18 protein-coding genes and 1 pseudogene are annotated in these 19,276 nt (G+C 62.3%); 13 read left to right on the forward strand and 6 right to left on the reverse strand.

Features of this window, described 5'->3' with window-relative positions; genetic code table 11:
• The first annotated feature begins 288 nt into the window (after positions 1-288).
• Positions 289-1,107, forward strand: a complete 819-nt coding sequence (locus B0E50_RS12390) for an ATP-binding cassette domain-containing protein (protein WP_139350862.1) — start codon at positions 289-291, stop codon at positions 1,105-1,107.
• Positions 1,108-1,217: 110 nt separating this feature from the next.
• Entirely contained in the window at positions 1,218-2,483 is a 1,266-nt protein-coding gene (locus B0E50_RS12395) for an NAD(P)/FAD-dependent oxidoreductase (RefSeq protein ID WP_077441512.1), read from the forward strand.
• 25 nt (positions 2,484-2,508) lie between these two features.
• On the opposite strand, the gene B0E50_RS18010 is transcribed toward B0E50_RS12395, so the two are convergent.
• Positions 2,509-2,814 carry a hypothetical protein gene (locus B0E50_RS18010; RefSeq protein ID WP_139350863.1) on the reverse strand — a complete coding sequence of 102 codons (306 nt, stop codon included), beginning with the start codon at positions 2,812-2,814 and terminating at the stop codon, positions 2,509-2,511.
• Between B0E50_RS18010 and B0E50_RS12400 the strand changes: the two genes are divergently transcribed.
• Positions 2,813-3,286 carry a hypothetical protein gene (locus tag B0E50_RS12400; RefSeq protein WP_139350864.1) on the forward strand — a complete coding sequence of 158 codons (474 nt, stop codon included), beginning with the start codon at positions 2,813-2,815 and terminating at the stop codon, positions 3,284-3,286. The two genes, B0E50_RS18010 and B0E50_RS12400, sit on opposite strands and share 2 nt — an antisense overlap.
• Positions 3,287-3,362: 76 nt before the next feature.
• On the opposite strand, the pseudogene B0E50_RS18475 reads toward B0E50_RS12400, so the two are convergent.
• Positions 3,363-3,449 (reverse strand): annotated as a pseudogene (locus B0E50_RS18475) (alpha/beta hydrolase); the annotation flags it as partial.
• A 222-nt stretch (positions 3,450-3,671) separates the two neighbouring features.
• Here B0E50_RS18475 and B0E50_RS12405 point away from each other — a divergent pair.
• Positions 3,672-4,277: a hypothetical protein gene (locus B0E50_RS12405; protein ID WP_077441514.1), complete on the forward strand. Its 606-nt coding sequence runs from the start codon at positions 3,672-3,674 to the stop codon at positions 4,275-4,277.
• Between the two features lie 45 nt (positions 4,278-4,322).
• Positions 4,323-5,936 (forward strand): AAA family ATPase, encoded by a 1,614-nt coding sequence (locus B0E50_RS12410; protein WP_077441515.1) that lies wholly within the window; start codon positions 4,323-4,325, stop codon positions 5,934-5,936.
• Between the two features lie 99 nt (positions 5,937-6,035).
• Here the strand turns inward: B0E50_RS12410 and B0E50_RS12415 are convergent, their stop codons facing one another.
• The 3 genes from B0E50_RS12415 to B0E50_RS12425 all read right to left on the reverse strand — a co-directional run bounded on the left by B0E50_RS12415 (position 6,036) and on the right by B0E50_RS12425 (position 10,435).
• Positions 6,036-7,241, reverse strand: a complete 1,206-nt coding sequence (locus B0E50_RS12415; protein ID WP_077441516.1) for an acetyl-CoA C-acyltransferase — start codon at positions 7,239-7,241, stop codon at positions 6,036-6,038.
• Positions 7,242-7,343: 102 nt separating this feature from the next.
• Positions 7,344-9,731: a 3-hydroxyacyl-CoA dehydrogenase/enoyl-CoA hydratase family protein gene (locus tag B0E50_RS12420; protein ID WP_077441517.1), complete on the reverse strand. Its 2,388-nt coding sequence runs from the start codon at positions 9,729-9,731 to the stop codon at positions 7,344-7,346.
• A gap of 77 nt (positions 9,732-9,808) precedes the next feature.
• On the reverse strand, positions 9,809-10,435 hold the full coding sequence (locus B0E50_RS12425; RefSeq protein WP_077441518.1) for a TetR/AcrR family transcriptional regulator: 627 nt from the start codon (positions 10,433-10,435) through the stop codon (positions 9,809-9,811).
• 224 nt (positions 10,436-10,659) lie between these two features.
• Between B0E50_RS12425 and ndk the strand changes: the two genes are divergently transcribed.
• The 8 genes from ndk to moeB all read left to right on the forward strand — a co-directional run bounded on the left by ndk (position 10,660) and on the right by moeB (position 18,694).
• Positions 10,660-11,085, forward strand: coding sequence for a nucleoside-diphosphate kinase (gene ndk, locus B0E50_RS12430; RefSeq protein ID WP_077441519.1), 426 nt, complete (start codon positions 10,660-10,662; stop codon positions 11,083-11,085).
• A gap of 45 nt (positions 11,086-11,130) precedes the next feature.
• Positions 11,131-12,249 carry a 23S rRNA (adenine(2503)-C(2))-methyltransferase RlmN gene (rlmN, locus tag B0E50_RS12435; RefSeq protein WP_254427271.1) on the forward strand — a complete coding sequence of 373 codons (1,119 nt, stop codon included), beginning with the start codon at positions 11,131-11,133 and terminating at the stop codon, positions 12,247-12,249.
• Positions 12,239-13,030 carry a type IV pilus biogenesis/stability protein PilW gene (pilW, locus tag B0E50_RS12440; protein WP_077441521.1) on the forward strand — a complete coding sequence of 264 codons (792 nt, stop codon included), beginning with the start codon at positions 12,239-12,241 and terminating at the stop codon, positions 13,028-13,030. The genes rlmN and pilW overlap by 11 nt, the downstream gene beginning before the upstream one ends.
• A gap of 5 nt (positions 13,031-13,035) precedes the next feature.
• Positions 13,036-14,040, forward strand: coding sequence for a RodZ domain-containing protein (locus B0E50_RS12445; protein WP_343124520.1), 1,005 nt, complete (start codon positions 13,036-13,038; stop codon positions 14,038-14,040).
• A gap of 149 nt (positions 14,041-14,189) precedes the next feature.
• Entirely contained in the window at positions 14,190-14,840 is a 651-nt protein-coding gene (locus B0E50_RS12450) for a tetratricopeptide repeat protein (RefSeq protein ID WP_077441523.1), read from the forward strand.
• Between the two features lie 8 nt (positions 14,841-14,848).
• Positions 14,849-16,048, forward strand: a complete 1,200-nt coding sequence (gene bamB, locus B0E50_RS12455; protein ID WP_077441524.1) for an outer membrane protein assembly factor BamB — start codon at positions 14,849-14,851, stop codon at positions 16,046-16,048.
• Positions 16,049-16,082: 34 nt separating this feature from the next.
• Complete coding sequence (gene der, locus B0E50_RS12460; RefSeq protein WP_077441525.1) at positions 16,083-17,486, forward strand: ribosome biogenesis GTPase Der; 1,404 nt, start codon at positions 16,083-16,085, stop codon at positions 17,484-17,486.
• A 38-nt stretch (positions 17,487-17,524) separates the two neighbouring features.
• On the forward strand, positions 17,525-18,694 hold the full coding sequence (moeB, locus tag B0E50_RS12465) for a molybdopterin-synthase adenylyltransferase MoeB (protein ID WP_077441526.1): 1,170 nt from the start codon (positions 17,525-17,527) through the stop codon (positions 18,692-18,694).
• On the opposite strand, the gene B0E50_RS12470 is transcribed toward moeB, so the two are convergent.
• Complete coding sequence (locus B0E50_RS12470; protein WP_077441527.1) at positions 18,691-19,260, reverse strand: GNAT family protein; 570 nt, start codon at positions 19,258-19,260, stop codon at positions 18,691-18,693. The genes moeB and B0E50_RS12470 overlap by 4 nt on opposite strands.
• Between the last annotated feature and the right edge of the window lie 16 nt (positions 19,261-19,276).

Genomic DNA, 19,276 nt, shown 5'->3' on the forward strand with positions numbered 1-19,276 from the left:
CCGCGACGTCCGCCTTTTCCTCGATGTTCGACAAATTCACGAGCAGTTTCCTGGAGCAGACGCTTGCCTCCGACACGGGCTGGCGAGTCGGAATACGGGCGCCTCAGGCAGCGATGCGCGGGGTTGTGCATCGCAACATGCGGATTATTCGCCTCTATGCCGCGGACAGCAAGGGCAGGAGGTCACGCTTGCGCTGCTCGGTCGCTCGCGCAGTACCGGTGGATGCGATGAGTGGTCGTGTTGCCGTTCGCGGCGACTGCAGGCAAGGTTGAGGTCATGCATACCGACATGACCTCCCATTCCCCCGCCGCCGACATGGCCTTGCTGGAGATCGACCAGGCCAGCGTCATGCAGGGCGATCGACTGGTGCTCGACCGGCTGAGCCTGCGCATCGCAGCACACCAGCACACGGCCATCCTCGGGCCCAACGGTTCGGGCAAGTCCACCCTGGTGAAACTGATCGCGCGCCAGCTCTATCCGCTGGCTCGCAGTGACGGCAGCGGCGCGGTGCACATCTTCGGTCGCGAGCGCTGGCCGGTGTCGGAGCTGCGCCGCCTGCTTGGCATCGTGTCGCCGGCCGTGCAACTGGACTACACCAGCGACACGCCGGTGGAAGTCTTCGATGCCGTGGTGTCGGGATTCTTTGCCGCCCGCGGCGTGGCGCGAAACCACCACGTCACGGACGCCATGCGCGAACGTGCACGCGAGGCGCTGGCCCACGTCGATGCGATGCATCTGGTGGGCCGCCCCATGGCCAGCCTTTCCACCGGTGAGGCGCGGCGCGTGCTGATCGCACGTGCATTGGTGCATCGTCCACGCGCGCTATTGCTGGACGAGCCATGCGCGGGGCTGGACATGGCCAGTCGCCGTCACTTCCTGGAAAGCCTGCGCGAACTGGCGCGCACCGGCACCACGCTGTTGCTGGTCACCCACCACGTCGAGGAAATCCTGCCGGAGATCGACCATGTGGTACTGCTGCGCGATGGCCAGATGCTGAAGCAGGGCAACAAGGCCGACACCCTCACCGATGCTGCACTGTCTGCCACCTTCGGCATGCCGGTGCAGGTCAGTCGGCATGGTGATTACTACGCGGCGACGCTGGGCTGAGTGTTGGCATTGACGCTTGCCGTGTTGTTCGAGGCAGGTGGCTTGCACAGTCGTCACGGGATCGACGCCCGATGCGTCCCATCATCAGGTGCATGGAGGACGAGGCAACAATGAGTACAACGCAGGCGATACCGCATGTGGTGATCCTCGGTGGCGGCTTCGGCGGCCTGTGGGCGACGCGGGCGCTGAGTACGACACCGGTGCGCATCACCCTGGTGGATCGCACCAACCATCATCTGTTCCAGCCGTTGCTGTATCAGGTGGCCACCGCCGGATTGTCGGGGCCGGATATCGCGGCGCCGCTGCGCCACATCCTGCGCAAGCAGCGCAATGTCACCGTACGCATGGACGAGGCGCGCAGCATCGATGTGCAGCAGCGGCAGGTGACGCTGGCCGGCGGTACGCTGGATTACGACTACCTGCTGGTGGCAACCGGTTCGAGCCACGCCTATTTCGGCCATGCCGAATGGGAGCGCCACGCACCCGGCATGAAGACCATGGACGATGCGCTGGCGATCCGCCGGCACATCCTCGACGCGTTCGAGTCCGCCGAACGCGAGCCCGATCCCGCACGGCGCGCGGCATGGCTCAGCTTCGTGGTGATCGGCGCCGGCCCCACCGGCGTCGAACTGGCCGGCACGCTGGCGGAGATCGCCCACCACACCTTGCCCAGCGAGTTTCGCGTGGCCGATCCGCGTGCGGCACAGATCCATCTGGTCGAAGCCGGCACGCGCGTGCTGTCCTCGATGCCGCCGGCGTTGTCCGCGAAAGCGCAACGCCAGCTCGAATGCATGGGCGTGCATGTGCATTTGAACGCAGCGGTCACGGCGGTCGGCGACACTGGCGTGCAGATGGGCGACCAGCACATCGAGGCACGCACACTGCTGTGGGCTGCCGGTGTCGCCGCATCGTCGCTGGGCGCGCAACTGGGTGCACCGCGTGATCGCGCCGGACGCGTGCTGGTCTCACCCGACCTGTCGCTGCCGCAGCATCCCGACGTGTTCGTGATCGGCGACCTGGCGCACGTGGAGCAGGGCAGCAAGCCTGTGCCAGGTCTCGCACCGGCAGCCAAGCAGATGGGCACGTATGCCGCGCGGGCGATCCGCAATCGTCTGGCCGGACGCACGACGTCCGCTTTCCACTACAGCGACTACGGCACGCTCGCCAGCATTGGTCGTGGTGCCGCCGTGGTCGATCTTCGCGGCATCCATCTGTCCGGCGTGATTGCGTGGTGGTTCTGGCTGATGACGCACATCCTGTTCCTGATCGGCTTCCGCAACCGACTCGTGGTGATGCTCGACTGGGCCCGGTCGTACTGCACCTGGCAGCGCAGTGCGCGGATCATTGTCGGCGGCCAAAGGGATGAATCTGAGTGATAGGGCTCTGTCAGGTTATCGCCTCTCAACCGGATGGACTCGACAATGCAGCCATCGTGGCTATGCTTGGAAAGCTGTCGGATGTCTTCATGGCATGTCGCAGCGATGGATCATCAGGCGCTCGTCGTCGACACTCCATGCAGTGAAGAACAATCAAGTCTTGATTTTCGTGCAATCCAAACAGGGGAATATAAATGCGTTTGATGCGATGGAGTTTGGCAATCCTGTTGCTGGCTGGTTTGACCGGCTGCCAGTCGTCGTTGATGGTGAGGAGTCCGGCCGGGACTGCCGAGCCAGTGCCGGAATCCGGCAAATCACTGGTGGTGTTCATGCGACCGTCGTCATTCGGTGGCGCGATCCAGTCGTCGGTGTACGACACCCACCAAAGCGCCGACACGTTCATTGGCGTGGTATCGAGCAAGGACAAAGTTGCCTACCAGGCAGAGCCTGGCGACCACCTGTTCATGGTGATTGCCGAGAATGCGGATTTCATGATCGCGCATCTCGATGCGGGCAAGACCTATTACGTGCTGGTCAGCCCACGCATGGGCGTATGGAAGGCGCGCTTCTCGCTGCTTCCCATCCACAACCAGGCTCGCGCGAAGTACAGCACCCAGTCGGCGGATTTCGGCAAGTGGATGAGTGAGACATCCTGGGTCAACACGACCCCGCAGGCACTGGCGTGGTACATGGAAAATGAGGCCAGCGTCCAGGCCAAGAAAGTGGATTACATGCACAAGTGGGACAAAGCCAGTGCGGAACAGAAGCAGGAACTGACACTGACAGCGGATGATGGCAAGTAATCCCGACGGCTGATGTTGACAGGAAAAGCGCTGCAGTCATGCAGCGCTTTTTTTGACCGAATTTTCAGCCCATGCATGAGCTTCCGAACGTGCTGGCCAGCGGCGCCTTCCGGGTTACCGCCATGACCAGGCCTTCATCGGCGCTAAAGTCCTGGCCGAAGCTGATGAACCAGCATCAGTGTCCGGGCAGCTCACTGTCGCAGCGCCTGACAGGCACAGGCAGGAACGGAGCCATAGGATCGGTGCGGTTTGGCCGGCGTGAATGCGGCGGTGCAGGGCCGACGGGTCAATCCAGGATGGCTATTGGCGAACGGTTTGAGTTGTTTGCATTGAAACGCTCCCGCTGCGCTATGCTCGCAAGGACTTTCGGGGGAAAGGGATGCCCATGCCACGCTGGCTTATCGCTGCTGCCGTCACTTGCGTCGCCGCTGCAGGTTGTAGCGAAGCACCGGACGGAAAGACGGCACAAATCGCACGCCAGCCGCAACAGGCTGACCCGACGAATCCACTGATCACCGCTGGCCATCTCGCCGGCGTCGAGGTCGCAGGCCTGAGCGGCGATCAACGCGCCATGCAGGGCCACATCGAAGCGATGCACAAGGACATGATGCGTTCCATGCATCTGGCTGACCCGTCGCGCCGCATCGACCACGAAGCCGCCAGCGCCGCCGTGCGTCCGCTGCAAGGCGTGCAATCCGTCGTGTGGATCGACAACGCCAACCTGTTGGTGATGGTCGGCGGCGGCCAGTACCGCAGCATGGCCACCATCGACAACGTCTGCCTCGCGCTGGAACCGCTGGGCGACACGCTGAGCGTGGTCGTCAACGTGCAGGACGTGATGGCGACGACGTCGGAAGGCGCGGATACGTTGTCGCGGAATTGCCAGCTCGGGGCAGGGGAACGGGCGATGTTTCAGCAGAAGCGGCAGGTGGATGCGCTGGATCCGGAGGTGAGGCGGGTGTTTCGGGCGCAGCAGGGAGTGGGTAAATAAACCTTACATTTTTTTGTTTTGGCTCTGTTTTGAAAGGAAGCAAACATGCGCATTTCGAAAGTCACTATCTACAACTTCCGCTCCATCGAACACGCAGAGATTATCCCGACTGAGTTCAACGTTTTCGCTGGCCAGAATAACCATGGAAAGACCAATTTCTTCGAAGCCATCGAGTGGTTTTACAACGCAGTTGGTGACCTCACCCAGATTGCTTTCAGGCGCAATCGGGAAAACGAGGTTTCCGTCGAAATCGAATATATCGGCATTCAGGCAGGTATCGAGGCAGTCAAAAACGAAGGAACCAGAGAGAAGTTTCGCAAGTTCGCAGACGGCAAGGACGTCATCAGGGTGATTCGCCGAAGCTCCGATCCTTCAAAACGTGCTCTGTGGGATGAGGGCAAGGGGGAGTGGACGGCTAAGAATTTTGCAGGCTTCGACAAGGCCTTCAACGACTGCCTTCCTCGTTTGCAGTATGTGGCTACTAGGACCCGCTTAGCCGAGATTTCCAAGTATGGGAAGAAGACACCGATCGGTGAGATGCTCTCGGGTGTACTCACGGCGATATTGGAAACGAGCAAGCAATACATCGAGTTCCGCGACAAGTTCGATGAGTTATTCACAAGCGAAACGTCAGAAGTTAAAACTGGACTGGACTTTCTTGCCGGTAAGGTCCGCATTCACTTGGAGCAGCAGTTTCCGGAATGCACGAAAATCGAGTTCGGTGTGACAGCTCCGATCTTCGACGACTTGCTTAAAAGCTTCGAAACATCTGTAGATGATGGCATCGAGACACTTGCGGAGGAGAAGGGTGATGGGATGCAGCGTGCTCTCATGCTCGCCATCATCAAGACTTACTCCGATTATCGCCGTGAGAAAGACGAGTTGGGCAAGCGCTTCCTCTTCCTCATCGATGAAGCGGAGCTCCACCTCCATCCAACTGCGCAGCGTCAACTGAAAGAGGCACTCGCGCAGCTCGCGGATAACGGGGACCAAGTCTTCATCAATACGCACTCCTCAGTGCTAGTTGCAGACGATGCTCAAGGCCAGTCTTTATGGAAGGTGGTCAAGAGGGATGGCGCAACTGGCATTACATCGATTGGTGGCCAGGACAAACCCGAGCTGGTTTTCGAGCTGCTTGGCGGGTCACCTTCGGACCTCCTCTTTCCCAACAATTTCCTGATTGTTGAGGGAACCTGTGAGGATCATCTCATCAGCCTGCTGGTCAAACGGTTTTACTCAGATCGACCGTGGATCAAGATTATTCGGGCCAATGGAGATGATGGGCGTCAGCGGGAGTCTATGAATGCCATCAACGTGGCTTTCACACCTCTGGTCCAGACGCCTATCTACAACGATCGACTGGTCGTCTTGTGTGACAAGCCCAACGCTCAAAGGCAGGCGGACTTCGAGAGGTTCTGCCAAGCCTACGGTGCCTTGCACGAAAGGGGGCACATCATCGTGGCGCCTCATGGTTCCTTGGAGCAGTGCTATCCAGACCCTTGGCGGAAGACTGCCGACGAAGCCAAACAAATGAAGTCCATCGAGAAGACCACGCTGGCCAAAGCTGTAGGCGCGAACATTACGAGTGAGCAATTCGAGCACGAGATGAGTCACGTTTTTGAGGCGCTGCAAAAGGCGTGGGGCAGCGCGCACAAGTAAAGCGTATCAGCAAGTAAATAAGTCAGAGCCACATACAAGAACGGCGCCGTATTCCTACGGCGCCGTTCTTGTTTCCAGTATTGGTAGCTGCGTGCGCGATTACAACGCTTCGAAAATCCCCGCCGCGCCCATACCGGTGCCGATACACATCGTCACCATGCCGTACTTCTGCTTCCTGCGACGCATGCCGTGCACCAGTGTGGCGATGCGCACCGCACCGGTGGCACCGAGCGGATGGCCAAGTGCAATGGCGCCGCCGAGCGGGTTGACCTTGCTCGGGTCGAGCTTGAGGTCGCCCATTACGGCGAGGGCCTGGGCGGCGAACGCTTCGTTGAGTTCGATCCAGTCCAGTTGATCCTGGGTGATGCCGGTCTGCTTGAGCGCCTTGGGGATCGCTTCCTTCGGGCCGATGCCCATGATCTCCGGGCGCACGCCGGCGACGGAGAAGCCGACGAAACGGGCAAGCGGCTGGAGGTTGTATTCCTTGATCGCCTTTTCGCTGGCGAGCAGCACGGCGCCGGCGCCGTCGGACATCTGCGAGGAGTTGCCGGCGGTGACACTGCCACCGAACTGCTGGTTGCGGAACACGGTCTTGAGCTTGCTCAGCACCTCCATCGTGGTGCCGGCGCGCGGGCCTTCGTCGGCGCCGATGCTGCGGCTGTCGGTGACGATGCCGCGGGTGGCGAGGTTGGGGTAATGGTCGTCCAGCGCGATCGGGCTGATCTCGTCGTTGAACTCGCCGGCGGCCTGGGCGGCCAGTGCGCGGCGGTGGCTTTCCACCGCGAACGCGTCCTGCTGCTCGCGGCTGACCTTCCACTGCTTGGCCACGTTCTCGGCGGTGATGCCCATGCCGTAGGCGATGCCGATGTGTTCGTTGCTGAAGATCGCGGGGTTCATCGCGATCTTGTGGCCCATCATCGGCACCATGCTCATGCTCTCGGTGCCGCCGGCGAGCATCAGGTCATCCTCGCCGAGACGGATGCGGTCGGCGGCCATCGCCACCGCCTGCAGGCCGGACGAGCAGAAGCGGTTGATGGTGACGCCGGGCACGGTGTCGGGCAGGCCGGCCAGCAGCACGCCGATGCGCGCCACGTTCATGCCTTGCTCGGCCTCGGGCATGGCGCAGCCGATGATGGCGTCGCCGATGCGGTGCGGGTCGATGCCGGGGTATTGCGCCATCACGCTGCGGATCACGTGGGCGAGCATGTCGTCGGGACGGGTGTTGCGGAACACGCCGCGCGGCGCCTTGCCGACCGGGGTGCGGGTGGCGGCGACAATGTAGGCGTCTTGCACTTGCTTGGTCATGGTGGAACTCCAAAAGCGAGAAGAGAGTGGAGAAGAGTGAGAAGTGAGAGAAAGCGTGAACTTTCACTCTCACTCCTCACTTCTGCGCGCGAGGCGCGCTCACTAGTTCCTCAATGGTTTGCCGGTGGTCATGGTGTGGGCGATGCGGGCTTGGGTTTTCTCGGTCTGCGCCAGTTCCACGAAATGCTTGCGCTCCAGCGCCAGCAGCCATTCCTCGTCGACCGTCGAGCCACGCTCGATCACGCCACCGCACAAGGTGTCGGCGATGCGCGTGGCGATGTCGACGTCGTGCTCGGAGGCGAAATAGCCGGCCTGCAGGTTGGCCAGCGAGGCCTTGAACGTGGCGGTGCCGACATCACCGGCGACCGGAATCGCACGGGCCGGCAGCGGCGGACGGTAGCCGCTCTCGGCCAATGCGTTCGCCACCTGCTTGGCCACATAGAGCAGCTCGTAGGCGTTGAACACCACCACGTCACTGTCGCGCAGCAGGCCCAGGTTCTTCGCTTCGAACGCGCTGGCGGACACCTTGGCCATCGCCACGGTCTCGAACACCTTCTTCAGTTCCTCGAACGGGTCGCCCGGGTTCGCCTTGGCGGCGCGCACGGCCAGTTCGTGCAGACCGCCACCGGCCGGCAGCAGGCCGACGCCGGCCTCGACTAGGCCGATATAGCTTTCCAGTGCTGCCACAGTGCGTGCCGAATGCATCTGGAACTCGCAGCCGCCGCCGAACGCCATGCCGCGCACGGCGGACACCACCGGCACCAGCGAGTACTTGATCGCCATGCTGGTGCGCTGGAAGTTCTCCACCATCTTCTCGAAGTCGGCGATCTTGCCTTCCTTGAGCAGGCCAAGCGCACCCTTGAGATCGGCGCCGGCGGAGAACGGCTCGCCGGTCTGCCAGATCACCACGGCCTTGAGCTTCTCTTCGGCCAGCTTGATCGCGTGCTGCACGCCGTCGAGCACGAAGTCGTTGACCGTGTTCATCTTGGTCTTGAACGAGAGGATGCCAACGCCATCGTTGCCCAGCGTCCACAGGCGCACGCCCTCGTTCTCCCACACCGTGGTGCCCTGGTCGAACTTCTCGCCGAGCAACGGATCGGGGAACAGCTGGCGCTTGTACACCGGATGCTGCGAACGCGGCTTGTCGGCATTGGCGCTGGCCGAGTACGAACCGTCCTTGCCATGGACGCCTTTACGGCCATCGGTAACCCATGCCGGCAGTGGCGCCTTGCTCATCGCCTTGCCAGCGGCGATGTCTTCATTGATCCAGCCGGCGATCTGCTGCCAGCCGGCGGCCTGCCAGGTCTCGAACGGACCGAGCTTCCAGCCGTAGCCCCAGCGGATCGCGAAATCCACGTCGCGCGCGGTGTCGGCAATGTCGGCCAGGTGGTAGGCGGTGTAGTGGAACAAGTCGCGGAAGCTGGCCCACAGGAACTGGGCCTGCGGATCGCTCGACGCGCGCAGCTTGCCGAACTTCTCGGCCGGGTCCTTGATCGCGAGGATCGCGGCGACTTCGTCGGACGGTTTCTGCTCGGAGACGCGGTAATCCTGCTTGGCGACATCCAGCACCACGATGTCCTTGCCGGCTTTCTTGTAGAAGCCACCGCCGGTCTTCTGGCCGAGCGCGCCCTTGTCGATCAGGCCCTGCAACCAGGCCGGCGCCTTGAAGTACTGGTGCCACGGGTCGTCCGGCAGGGTGTCGGCCATGGTCTTGATCACGTGCGCCATGGTGTCCAGCCCGACCACGTCGGCGGTGCGGTAGGTGGCGCTCTTCGGACGGCCCAGCGCCGGACCGGTCAGCGCGTCGACGGTGTCGAAGCCGAGCTTGAACTGGTCGGTGTGGTACATCGCCGACAGCATCGAGAACACGCCGATGCGGTTGCCGATGAAGTTCGGGGTGTCCTTGGCGATCACCACGCCCTTGCCGACGGTGGTGACGAGGAAGGCTTCGAGGCCTTCGATCACGGCCGGATCGGTGAGTTTGGTCGGGATCAGCTCGACCAGGTGCATGTAGCGCGGCGGGTTGAAGAAATGCACGCCGGTGAAGCGGTGGCGCATTTCTTCCGGCAGCGCCTCGGCGAGACCGTTGATCGACAGGCCCGAGGTATTGGAGGCAAGGATCGCGGTCTTTGACAGATGCGGGGCGATCTTCTTGTACAGGTCCAGCTTCCAGTCCATCCGTTCGGCGATCGCCTCGATCACCAGGTCGACGTCCTTCAGATGAGCCATGTCCTCGTCGTAGTTCGCCGGGATGATCGCAGCGGCGAGGTTCTTGTCGGCCAGCGGCGCCGGGGAAAGTTTGAGGAGATTCGCGATGGCCTTGAGCGCGATACCGCTCTTCGGGCCGTCCTTCGCGGGCAGGTCGAACAGCACGGTTTCAACGCCGGCGTTGGTCAGGTGCGCGGCGATCTGCGCGCCCATGACGCCAGCGCCCAGCACGGCAGCCTTGCGGATGCGTAGCGCTGATTTGGTTGAGGATGCAGCGGTCATTGGCTTCTCCGGAGGTACGAACACAAAACTTTGGATGGAATGGAACAGCACGGCCGTTGCCGGCCGGTGACACGAAACTAGGGGTGGCTCAGGCCGGCGAGGCTGAAGCGGATCAGGTGCTGGGCGGTCTGCTCACGGTGCACCTGCTCGCTGACGTCGTGTTTGCGCTGGATCATGCCGAAGCCGGACATGGCGTGGGTCAGCGCGCCGGTGACCAGATCGATCCGCCAATACAGCTCGGATTTGCTCAGTTGCGGCAGCAGGCGGGCGAATTCAGCGGTGAACTGGCGCATTACATGGCCATAGTGCTCGGACAGGAACTGGCGCAGGGTGTCGTCGTGCTCGGCGAAGGCGCGTGCCAGCACGCGCATGAACAGGGAGCCGTTGTCCTCGTGCGACAGGTCCAGCGCCGGGCGGATATAGGCCGCCAGCACGTCTTCCAGGGTGGTATTGGGGAGACCGGCAATCTTTGCCAGGGCCTCCAGCCGACGGGCGTTCAGCGCGTCCAGGCGGCGCCGGAACACCTCCTCGACCAGTTTTTCCTTGGAACCGAAGTGGTAGTTGACGGCTGCCAGGTTGACCCCGGCGGCGGCAGTCAGCTGGCGCAATGACGCACCGTCGAAGCCGCGCTGGGCGAACAGGACCTCGGCGGCGCCGAGTATCCGATCCTTGGTCGAGCCGGAACTGTTCACGGGCAGGGTCATGCGTCGGCCATCAGGCTGGTTCAAACGATCGTTTGAGCATACGCGGAGAGCTCGACGGCCGTCAAACGATCGTTTGTTGCAAACGGCAGGTTATTTCCGTATGAGTTAGAATCTGTCAAACTTTCGTGAGCTAAATCCGTAATCCTTGTCAGGTTTAGCTCATCTGCCGGCCGGGGGCTGGCACGATCCCTTTCCCTAAATCCGTTTTCCCGGAGCAGACCCGTATGGCGCTGGAGCGCACCCTTTCCATCATCAAGCCCGACGCCGTTGCCAAGAACGTCATCGGTGAAATCTACGCCCGCTTCGAGAAGGCTGGCCTGAAGGTCATCGCTGCCAAGATGAAGCAGCTGTCGCGCAAGGAAGCCGAAGGCTTCTACGCGGTGCATCGCGAGCGTCCGTTCTTCAACGCGCTGGTCGAGTTCATGATCTCCGGCCCGGTGATGATCTCGGCACTGGAAGGCGAGAACGCCGTGCTCGCGCATCGTGACCTGATGGGCGCCACCAATCCGAAGGAAGCCGCGCCGGGCACGATCCGCGCCGACTTCGCCGATTCCATCGACGCCAATGCCGTACATGGCTCCGATGCGATCGAGACCGCCAAGGTGGAGATTGCGTATTTCTTCGCCGCGACGGACGTGCTGTCGCGCTGAGCGATTCAAACAAGTTGTGAGGCAAAAGTTGTGAACCAGGTTGTTGTGAATCCACCTGCAAAGGTCAATCTGCTCGACTTCGATCGCCAGGGCCTGCGTGATTTCTTCACGCAGATCGGCGAGAAGCCGTATCGCGCCGAGCAGGTGATGAAGTGGATCTACCACGCCCTGGAAGACGACTTCGAGAACATGACCGACGTGGGCAAGGCGCTGCGCGCCAAGCTCACCGAGGTCTGCTACATCGGCCGGCCCAACACGCTGCTGGACAAGGCCGCCAACGACGGTACGCACAAGTGGCTGCTGGGCATGGACCAGGGCAACGCGGTCGAGACCGTGTACATCCCCGAGCCGACCCGCGGCACCTTGTGCGTTTCCTCGCAGATCGGTTGCGCGCTGAACTGCCAGTTCTGTTCGACCGGCGCGCAGGGCTTCAACCGCAACCTGTCCACTGCCGAGATCATCGGACAGGTGTGGGTGGCGGCGAAGTACCTGGGCAACGTCACCCACCAGAACCGTCGCATCACCAATGTGGTGATGATGGGCATGGGCGAACCACTGGCCAACTTCGACAACGTAGTCAAGGCGATGCGTCTGATGCGAGACGACCTCGGGTTCGGCCTGGCCGCCAAGCGCGTCACGCTCTCCACCGCGGGCATGGTGCCGCTGATCGACCAGCTGTCGGATGCGATCGACGTGTCGCTGGCAGTATCGCTGCACGCGGCCAACGACGACCTGCGCACCGAGCTGGTACCGCTGAACAAGCGCTACCCGATCGCTGAATTGATCGCTGCCTGCCAGCGCTGGGTTGCGCGCAAGCCGCGCACCTCGATCACCTTCGAATACACCTTGATGAAGGGCGTCAACGACCAGCCCGAGCACACCCGCCAGCTGATCAAGCTGATGCGCAAGCTGCCGACCTGCAAGGTCAACCTGATTCCGTTCAACCCATTCCCCGGCACCCGCTTCGAGCGTTCGAACGCGAACGATATTCGCGACTTTCAGACGCAGCTGCTCAATGCCGGTGTGCTGACCATGTTGCGGCGTACCCGTGGTGACGATATCGATGCTGCCTGCGGCCAGCTGGCCGGGCAGGTGACCGATCGCACCCGCCGCAGTGCTGACATCCGCAAGCGCCAGGACGAAGGAACCATCCATGCGATTTGAGCGTGCACTGATCTTCTCTTTGTTGTTGCCGTTGGCCGGCTGCGTCACCACGCATACCGACAGCAATTCGCTCACTAAGAGCATCCCGAAGACCAGCAAGAGTCAGCAGGCACTGGATGCCGCACGCGTGCATACCGAACTGGGTCAGCGTTACATGGCCAATGGCGACATGCAGACGGCGCTGGAAAAGCTGAACATGGCGTTGAAGTTCGATCCCAACTACGCACCTGCGCACACCGTGATCGCGGTGTTGTACGAGAAGATCAACAATCTTCCCGAAGCCGAAGTGCATTACCGCAGGGCAGTCGAGCTGGAACCGGCCAAGGGCGACCCGAACAACAATCTCGGGGTGTTCCTGTGCCACGCCGGCAAGGTTGCCGAAGCCGACCAGTATTTCCGCAAGGCGGTTGCCGACCCCTTCTACCAGACCCCGGACGTGGCGCTGACAAACGAGGGCGTCTGCCAGCTGCAAGCGGGCAATGTTGCCGGGGCCGAAGCAAATTTTCGTGACGCCATCGCGCGAAATGCGAGCAATGCAGAGGCACTCTTCCAGCTCGCGAATACACTTTATCTTCACAATGATGCGTTCCGGGCCCGGGCCTTCCTGCAGCGTTTCGACGCGCTGGGCAAGCCAACTGCAGCATCGCTCAAGCTCGGCTACGATATCGAACTCCATTTGGGCGACCGGGATGGTGCCCAGACCTACAATCAGCGGTTGCAGAGCCAGTTCCCGGATTCGGAACAGGCGCATGCACTCAACTCATCCACTGCCAGCCCATGACTTCCATGCAGCCAACCCCGTCCGAGCAGGGTTCGGGTGAGCCCGATCTGTTCGGTATCAACCTGCTAGACAGGGATGTGTCTCCAGCCGATTCGCACGCTGCCAGTTTTGGTAGCCGATTGCGCGCGGCACGCGAGGCGCGTGGGCTGGATCTGGCCGCATGCGCGCATGCGCTCAAGCTGCCGGCGCGCTTGCTGCGCCAGCTTGAGCAGGGTTCCGGCGAAGGGATCGATTCGAAGGTCTATCTCGCCAGCTACATCGGCAAGTACGGCAGTTTTCTGGGTATCGACCAGGCATCGATCCAGGTCGAGCTCGATCGCATCAAGCAGACCGAGCCCGTACTGGTGGCCACCGGCGGCATTTCGCACTCGCGTTTTCTGCTGGACCACTACGCCACGGCTGCCACCTACGTGATCCTCACGCTGGTCATTGCCGTGCCGACGGTCTGGTTCGGTGTGCGCAGCACGCTGGATCGCGACCTGAGTCATCTGGCACCGCTGGATGCGGCTCCCGTGGCCCAGCAGGATGCGCCGGGGGCGGTCGCCAGCCCGACGACGCCTGCCGGCTCGACTCGCAGTGCCGTGGCTGCCGTGGCGGCACCGCCGAAAGTGACCGAGGCTCCTGCGCAGGAGCAGCCACAATCGCTGATGGCTTCGATGGCGCCGTTTCCGAACCTGGACAACAACAGCCAACCGGCTGCCGCGTCATCGTCTGCGCCAGCCGTCAATACCGGCAGCGGCAGTCACAGTGTGAGCCTGAACCTGAGTGCGGCCAGCTGGGTTGAAGTGGTCGGTGCCGATGGTTCGCGGCTGGAATACGGCTTGTTGCCCGCAGGCAGCAACAAGGTCTATCACAGCGACCAGCCGCTGGATGTGCGCATCGGCAATGCCAGCGGCGCACAGGTCAGCATCGATGGTCAGTCGATCGGGCTGGATGATTTCCGGCGTGCCAACGTGGCGCGTTTCCGCGTGCGGGTACAGGACGGCAAGGCCTCTGCGGCCAGCCTCTGATTGCTGCTTCGGCCGTTCCGGACAATCCATTTCGGTTATGCTTGCCCATTGTCCGTTCGGGTATCGAGCGGACGTGATCGGCTTTTCCCTTTTATCGCGTTGGCCTATGCACGCGCCTGCGGGTGCGCGGCCCTCTGAATGGTGATTGCATGGCGTTTGAAGAATACGACAAGTACGAACAAAGCGAGCTGGTTCAGAAATGGCTGCGCGAGAATGGTCTGTCGATCGTCGTCGGTGTAGCCATCGGTCTGGTCGGCATCTTTGGCTGGCAAAAGTGGCGCAATCACCAGGCAAACCATGAGGCCGACGCGGCACAGCTGTATCAGCAGGTGCAGATCGCGATGGCGTCGGGCAAGCCGGATATGGCCACGCAGTTCACCGACAAGTTGATGACTGATTACGCCGAGTCGCCGTATGCCGTATTCGCCGTCAGCGACCGCGCCAAGCAGCAGGTACAAGACAAGCAGTTGGACAAGGCAGAATCCTCATTGGCCTGGGCCGAGAGTCATGCCGTTGCACCAGCATTGAAGTCGTTGACCCAGCTGCGTATCGCGCAGGTGGAGCTGGCCAGCGGGAACGGTGCCGCGGCGCTGGCCACGCTCGATCGCACGCCGGCGAACAACTTCCAGGGTCTGGCGCAGGAACTCCGTGGCGATGCGCTGGTCAAGCTTGGGCGTTCAGCTGATGCACGCAAGGCCTATCAGACGGCCATGTCGGCACTGAGCGAGGATGCACCGCAGCGCGGTGCCTTGCAGATGAAACTTGATGATTTGGCCATGGCCGGGAAGCAGGGTGCATGAAACCTGAAATGATGAAACGCGTCTTGCTGATCTCTCTGACTTCACTGGTGGCGCTTGCCGGCTGCCATTCGTTCAAGAAGGAAAACGTCCAGCCACCGACTCCGCTGGCCAAGGATTTCAAACCCACGGTGCAGGTCACCAAGGTGTGGAGTACCCGCGTCGGTGGTGGTGCAGGCACGAGCGGCGTGCGTCTGCGCCCGACTGTGGTCGATGGCGTGCTTTATGCCGACAGCACGGATGGCAAGCTGGCGGCGATCGATGCCACCAGCGGCAAGACGCTGTGGTCGAAGAGCACGCGTACGCACGGCTGGTTCGGCTGGGGTGACAAGAAGCGCAAGGACGCCTTGTATGCAGGTGGTCCCTCGGTCGAGGGCGATCTGCTGGCGGTCGGTACGCTGGATGGCCATGTGTATGCCGTGAACGCCAAAGATGGCAGTCCGCGCTGGGATGCCGAACTGGCTGGTCAAGTGCTCGCATCGCCGGTGATTTCGGGTGACCTCGTGCTGGTGCGCACCGAAGACGGTCGTGTCTATGGGCTGGACCGGGCGACCGGCAAGCGTCGCTGGGTCTATGACCAGGGCAACGTGCCGCTGCTCAGCCTGCGCGGCAACGGCGGCCTGCTGGCGGCCAATGGCGTGGTGTTCTTCGGCAGCGACGATGGCAAGCTGATCGCGCTGCGCCAGGACAACGGTGCCAAGCTGTGGGAACAGAAGCTGGCCAGCGGCAACGGTCGTACCGACATCGAACGGCTGAATGATGCCGATGGCTCGATCCTGCTCGAAGGCAGCACGCTGTATGCCGCGGCCTATCACGGCAATCTGATGGCCGTGGATGGTCCCAGCGGCCGCCCGATATGGGGGCATCCGTTCTCCACTTTCGATTCGCTGGCCCTAAACGGCAATGCGCTGTACGGGATCAATGAGGACTCGCAGGTCTGGTCGTTCGACAAGAGCAGCGGCACCGACGCCTGGAAGAACGACGATCTGAAGTACCGGTGGCTCACTGGGCCCGCCGTGCAGGGCAATTACGTCGTGGTCGGCGACATGTACGGATTCGTGCACTGGCTGCAGAGCAGCGACGGTGCACTCGCTGGCCGCCAGCGCTTGTCGAAGAAAGCGATTCGCGCCCAGCCGCTGGCCGTGGGCGACATCGTCTATGTCGAGGACGTGAAGGGCCACATCGGCGCCTATCGTCTTTCGGCCCAATGATCGCTGCGTCGATCGCAAGGAATCATGCTTTCTCATGTTGCCCGTCGTCGCCCTGGTCGGTCGTCCCAATGTCGGTAAGTCGACCCTCTTCAACGTACTGACGCGCAGCCGTGACGCCTTGGTGGCTGACATGCCGGGCGTCACCCGCGACCGCCACTACGGTGTCTGCCGTACTGGCGAGCGTCCCTTCGTGGTGGTCGATACCGGCGGTCTGTCCGGTGTCGAGGAGGCGATGGATGTCCTGACCGCGAAACAGGTACGCCTCGCGATCGAAGAAGCGAACGTGCTGGTGTTCGTGGTCGATGCCCGGGATGGCCTGCTGCCGCAGGACTACGTCATCCTCAACGAGCTGCGGCGCAGCGGCAAGACCATCATCGCGGCGGTCAACAAGACTGACGGGTTGGAAGAAGAGGCCGTACTGGCGGAGTTTTCCGCCTTCGGCGTCGGCAAGATCCTACCTTTGTCGGCCGCGCACAATCGCGGCACGGCCGACCTGATTGCGATGGTTCTGCCGTTGCTGCCGGCCGACGAGGAGAGCACGACTGAGGCGGAGGGTGAGGATGGCAGCATCCGCGTTGCCATCGTCGGTCGCCCGAATGCCGGCAAGTCGACGCTGATCAATCGCCTGCTTGGTGAGGAACGGCTGATCGTTTCTGACGTCGCTGGTACCACCCGCGATCCGATTCGCGTGCCGCTTGAACGCGACGGCAAGCGTTACACGCTGATCGACACCGCCGGCATCCGTCGCAAGGCGCGAGTCGAGGAAGCCGTCGAGAAATTCAGTGTCATCAAGACGCTGCAGTCGATTGCCGCCGCCCAGGTTGTGGTGGTGATGATCGATGCCCGCGAGAACCTGGCCGACCAGGATCTGACCCTGATCGGTTACGCGATGGACGAGGGCAGGGCGCTGGTGATCGCCATCAACAAGTGGGATGGCCTGGACCAGTATCAGCGCGACGAGTGCATGCGTGCGCTGGATCGCCGACTGACGTTCGTCGATTGGGCCAAGCAGGTGCATATCTCGGCACTGCATGGTTCAGGGCTGCGGGAGCTGATGCGCGCCGTGGTACGTGCACATGCGTCGGCGACCAAGGTGTTGGTATCTTCCGACCTCACCAAGACGCTGGAAAAGGCCTACGAAAGCTACCAGCCACCATTGGTGCATGGCCATTCGCCGAAGCTGCGCTTCGCGCATCCGGGCGGCAACAACCCGCCAACCATCGTGATCCACGGCACCCGCACAAAGCATATTGCACCTGCGTATCAGCGCTATCTGGAAAACTTCTTCCGCAAGCGCTACAAGCTGGAAGGAACCCCGGTCCGCATTGCCTTCCGCGAAGGCGAAAACCCGTATGCGGGTCGCAAGAAGGTGTTGACCAAGGAGCAGGAGCAAAAGGCCCGGCGCCGGGTCAGCGACCTGATCAAGCGTACGCGCTGATTCGTCGGCAGTCCCGTATCTCGTATTAGGCTACGCGAATGAGCGAGCCCCTGAACCGCGAATCATGGCTGGACGAACTGCGCTGTCGTGTGCCCGAAATTACTCCGGCCGAGGCGTTGGCACGGCAGACCCGTGGCGCCCTGTTGATCGATGTACGCGAAGACGCTGAACGTGTCACGGGCACACCGGCCAATGCCTTGGGCCTGTCGCGTGGCTTCCTCGAACTGCGGATCGAGCAGCTTGAAACGGATCGCAATCGCCCACTGCTAATGCTGTGCGGCAGCGGTCAGCGCTCGCTGCTCGCCGCCGAGGCATTGCAGCGTATGGGTTACCGCCAAGTGTGCTCAGTGGCCGGCGGATTCAACCGCTGGAAGGCTGAGGGTCTGCCGATATCCAGCGGTGCGCTGGATACGGATGCCACCGAACGCTACGCGCGCCAGTTGCGCCTGCCGCAGGTGGGCGAAGCGGGGCAGGCCAGACTGGCAGCGGCGAAGGTGGTGCTGCTCGGTGCTGGCGGCCTCGGCGCCCCGGCGGCGCTGTATCTGGCGGCTGCCGGCGTGGGCCAGCTCACCCTGATCGATGACGACAAGGTCGAGCGCTCCAACCTGCATCGCCAGATCGTCCACGCCGATGCCCGCGTCGGCATGGCCAAGACCGAGTCGGCACGGATCGCGCTGCAGGCGCTCAATCCACGCATCCGCATCGAAACCCGCACCGAGCGGCTGCAGCCCGATAGCGTCGAACGGCTGCTCGCGGGTCATGACGTGCTGATCGATGGTGCCGACAATTTTCCGGCGCGCTATCTGCTGGCTGCGGCATCAATCCGATTGAAACTGCCGATGGTGTACGGCGCTGTCGAGCGTTTCACTGGCCAGCTCAGCGTATTCGATCCGCGCCGCGACGACTCGCCGTGTTACCGCTGCCTGTTCCCCGAACCGCCCGCGGCCGCCGATGCGCCGAATTGCAGCGAGGCCGGTGTGCTCGGTGTGCTGCCCGGCATCGTCGGGCTGCTGCAGGCAACCGAGGCATTGAAGCTGATACTTGGCCTGGGCGAGCCTCTGGTCGGTCGCCTGCTGAGTTTCGATGCGCTCGGCATGCACTTTCGCGAGACGCGCCTGCCACGGGACCCGACCTGTCCGGGCTGCGCCGCTGACGCCCCCTTCATGGGATATCAGCGGATCGCCGGGCTTTGCTCGGCGGCGGGTTAGCGCAGGTCGTCCGGCACCAGCGCATACACCGCCGCATCGCGCGGTTGCTCATGCACCCATAGACGATGGCGTGCAATTCCTTCGAACCTTGCTCCCGCCTTTTCAGCCGTGCGTCTGCTTGGATGATTGTCAGGCTGGATGATGATCTCGATCCGGATCAGGCCCAGTTGTTCGAATCCGAAGCGCGCCACCAGCACAGCTGCTGCCGCGGCAATGCCTTCGCGCTGACGCGACTGGCGAACCCAGTAGCCGAGATTGGCGCTGCGATGCAGTCGATCAAGTTGATTGAGGCCGGTACCACCCAGCAGCTGGCCAGTTGATGCGTCGAAAATCGGAAACGCAAAATGCTCGCCCGTGTGCAAGCCGGCCCGGCAATGCTCCACCCAGGCAGTCGCATCGTCGTGTCCATACTCCGCGCGGCACCAAGGCAACCACTGACCGACACTGGGTACCGACTCACGGACGGCGCGATATAGCTCGGCAGCATCGTGGTCCGCCCACGGGCGCAGTCGGAGCCGTCCGTCGGTGAGCTCCAGCGCGGGCAGGGAAGTCTCGGGTGTGTCCATGTGAGCCGGAGTTTGT

Source organism: Rhodanobacter sp. C01 (assembly GCF_002001045.1).
In the GTDB taxonomy this organism is placed as follows: domain Bacteria; phylum Pseudomonadota; class Gammaproteobacteria; order Xanthomonadales; family Rhodanobacteraceae; genus Rhodanobacter.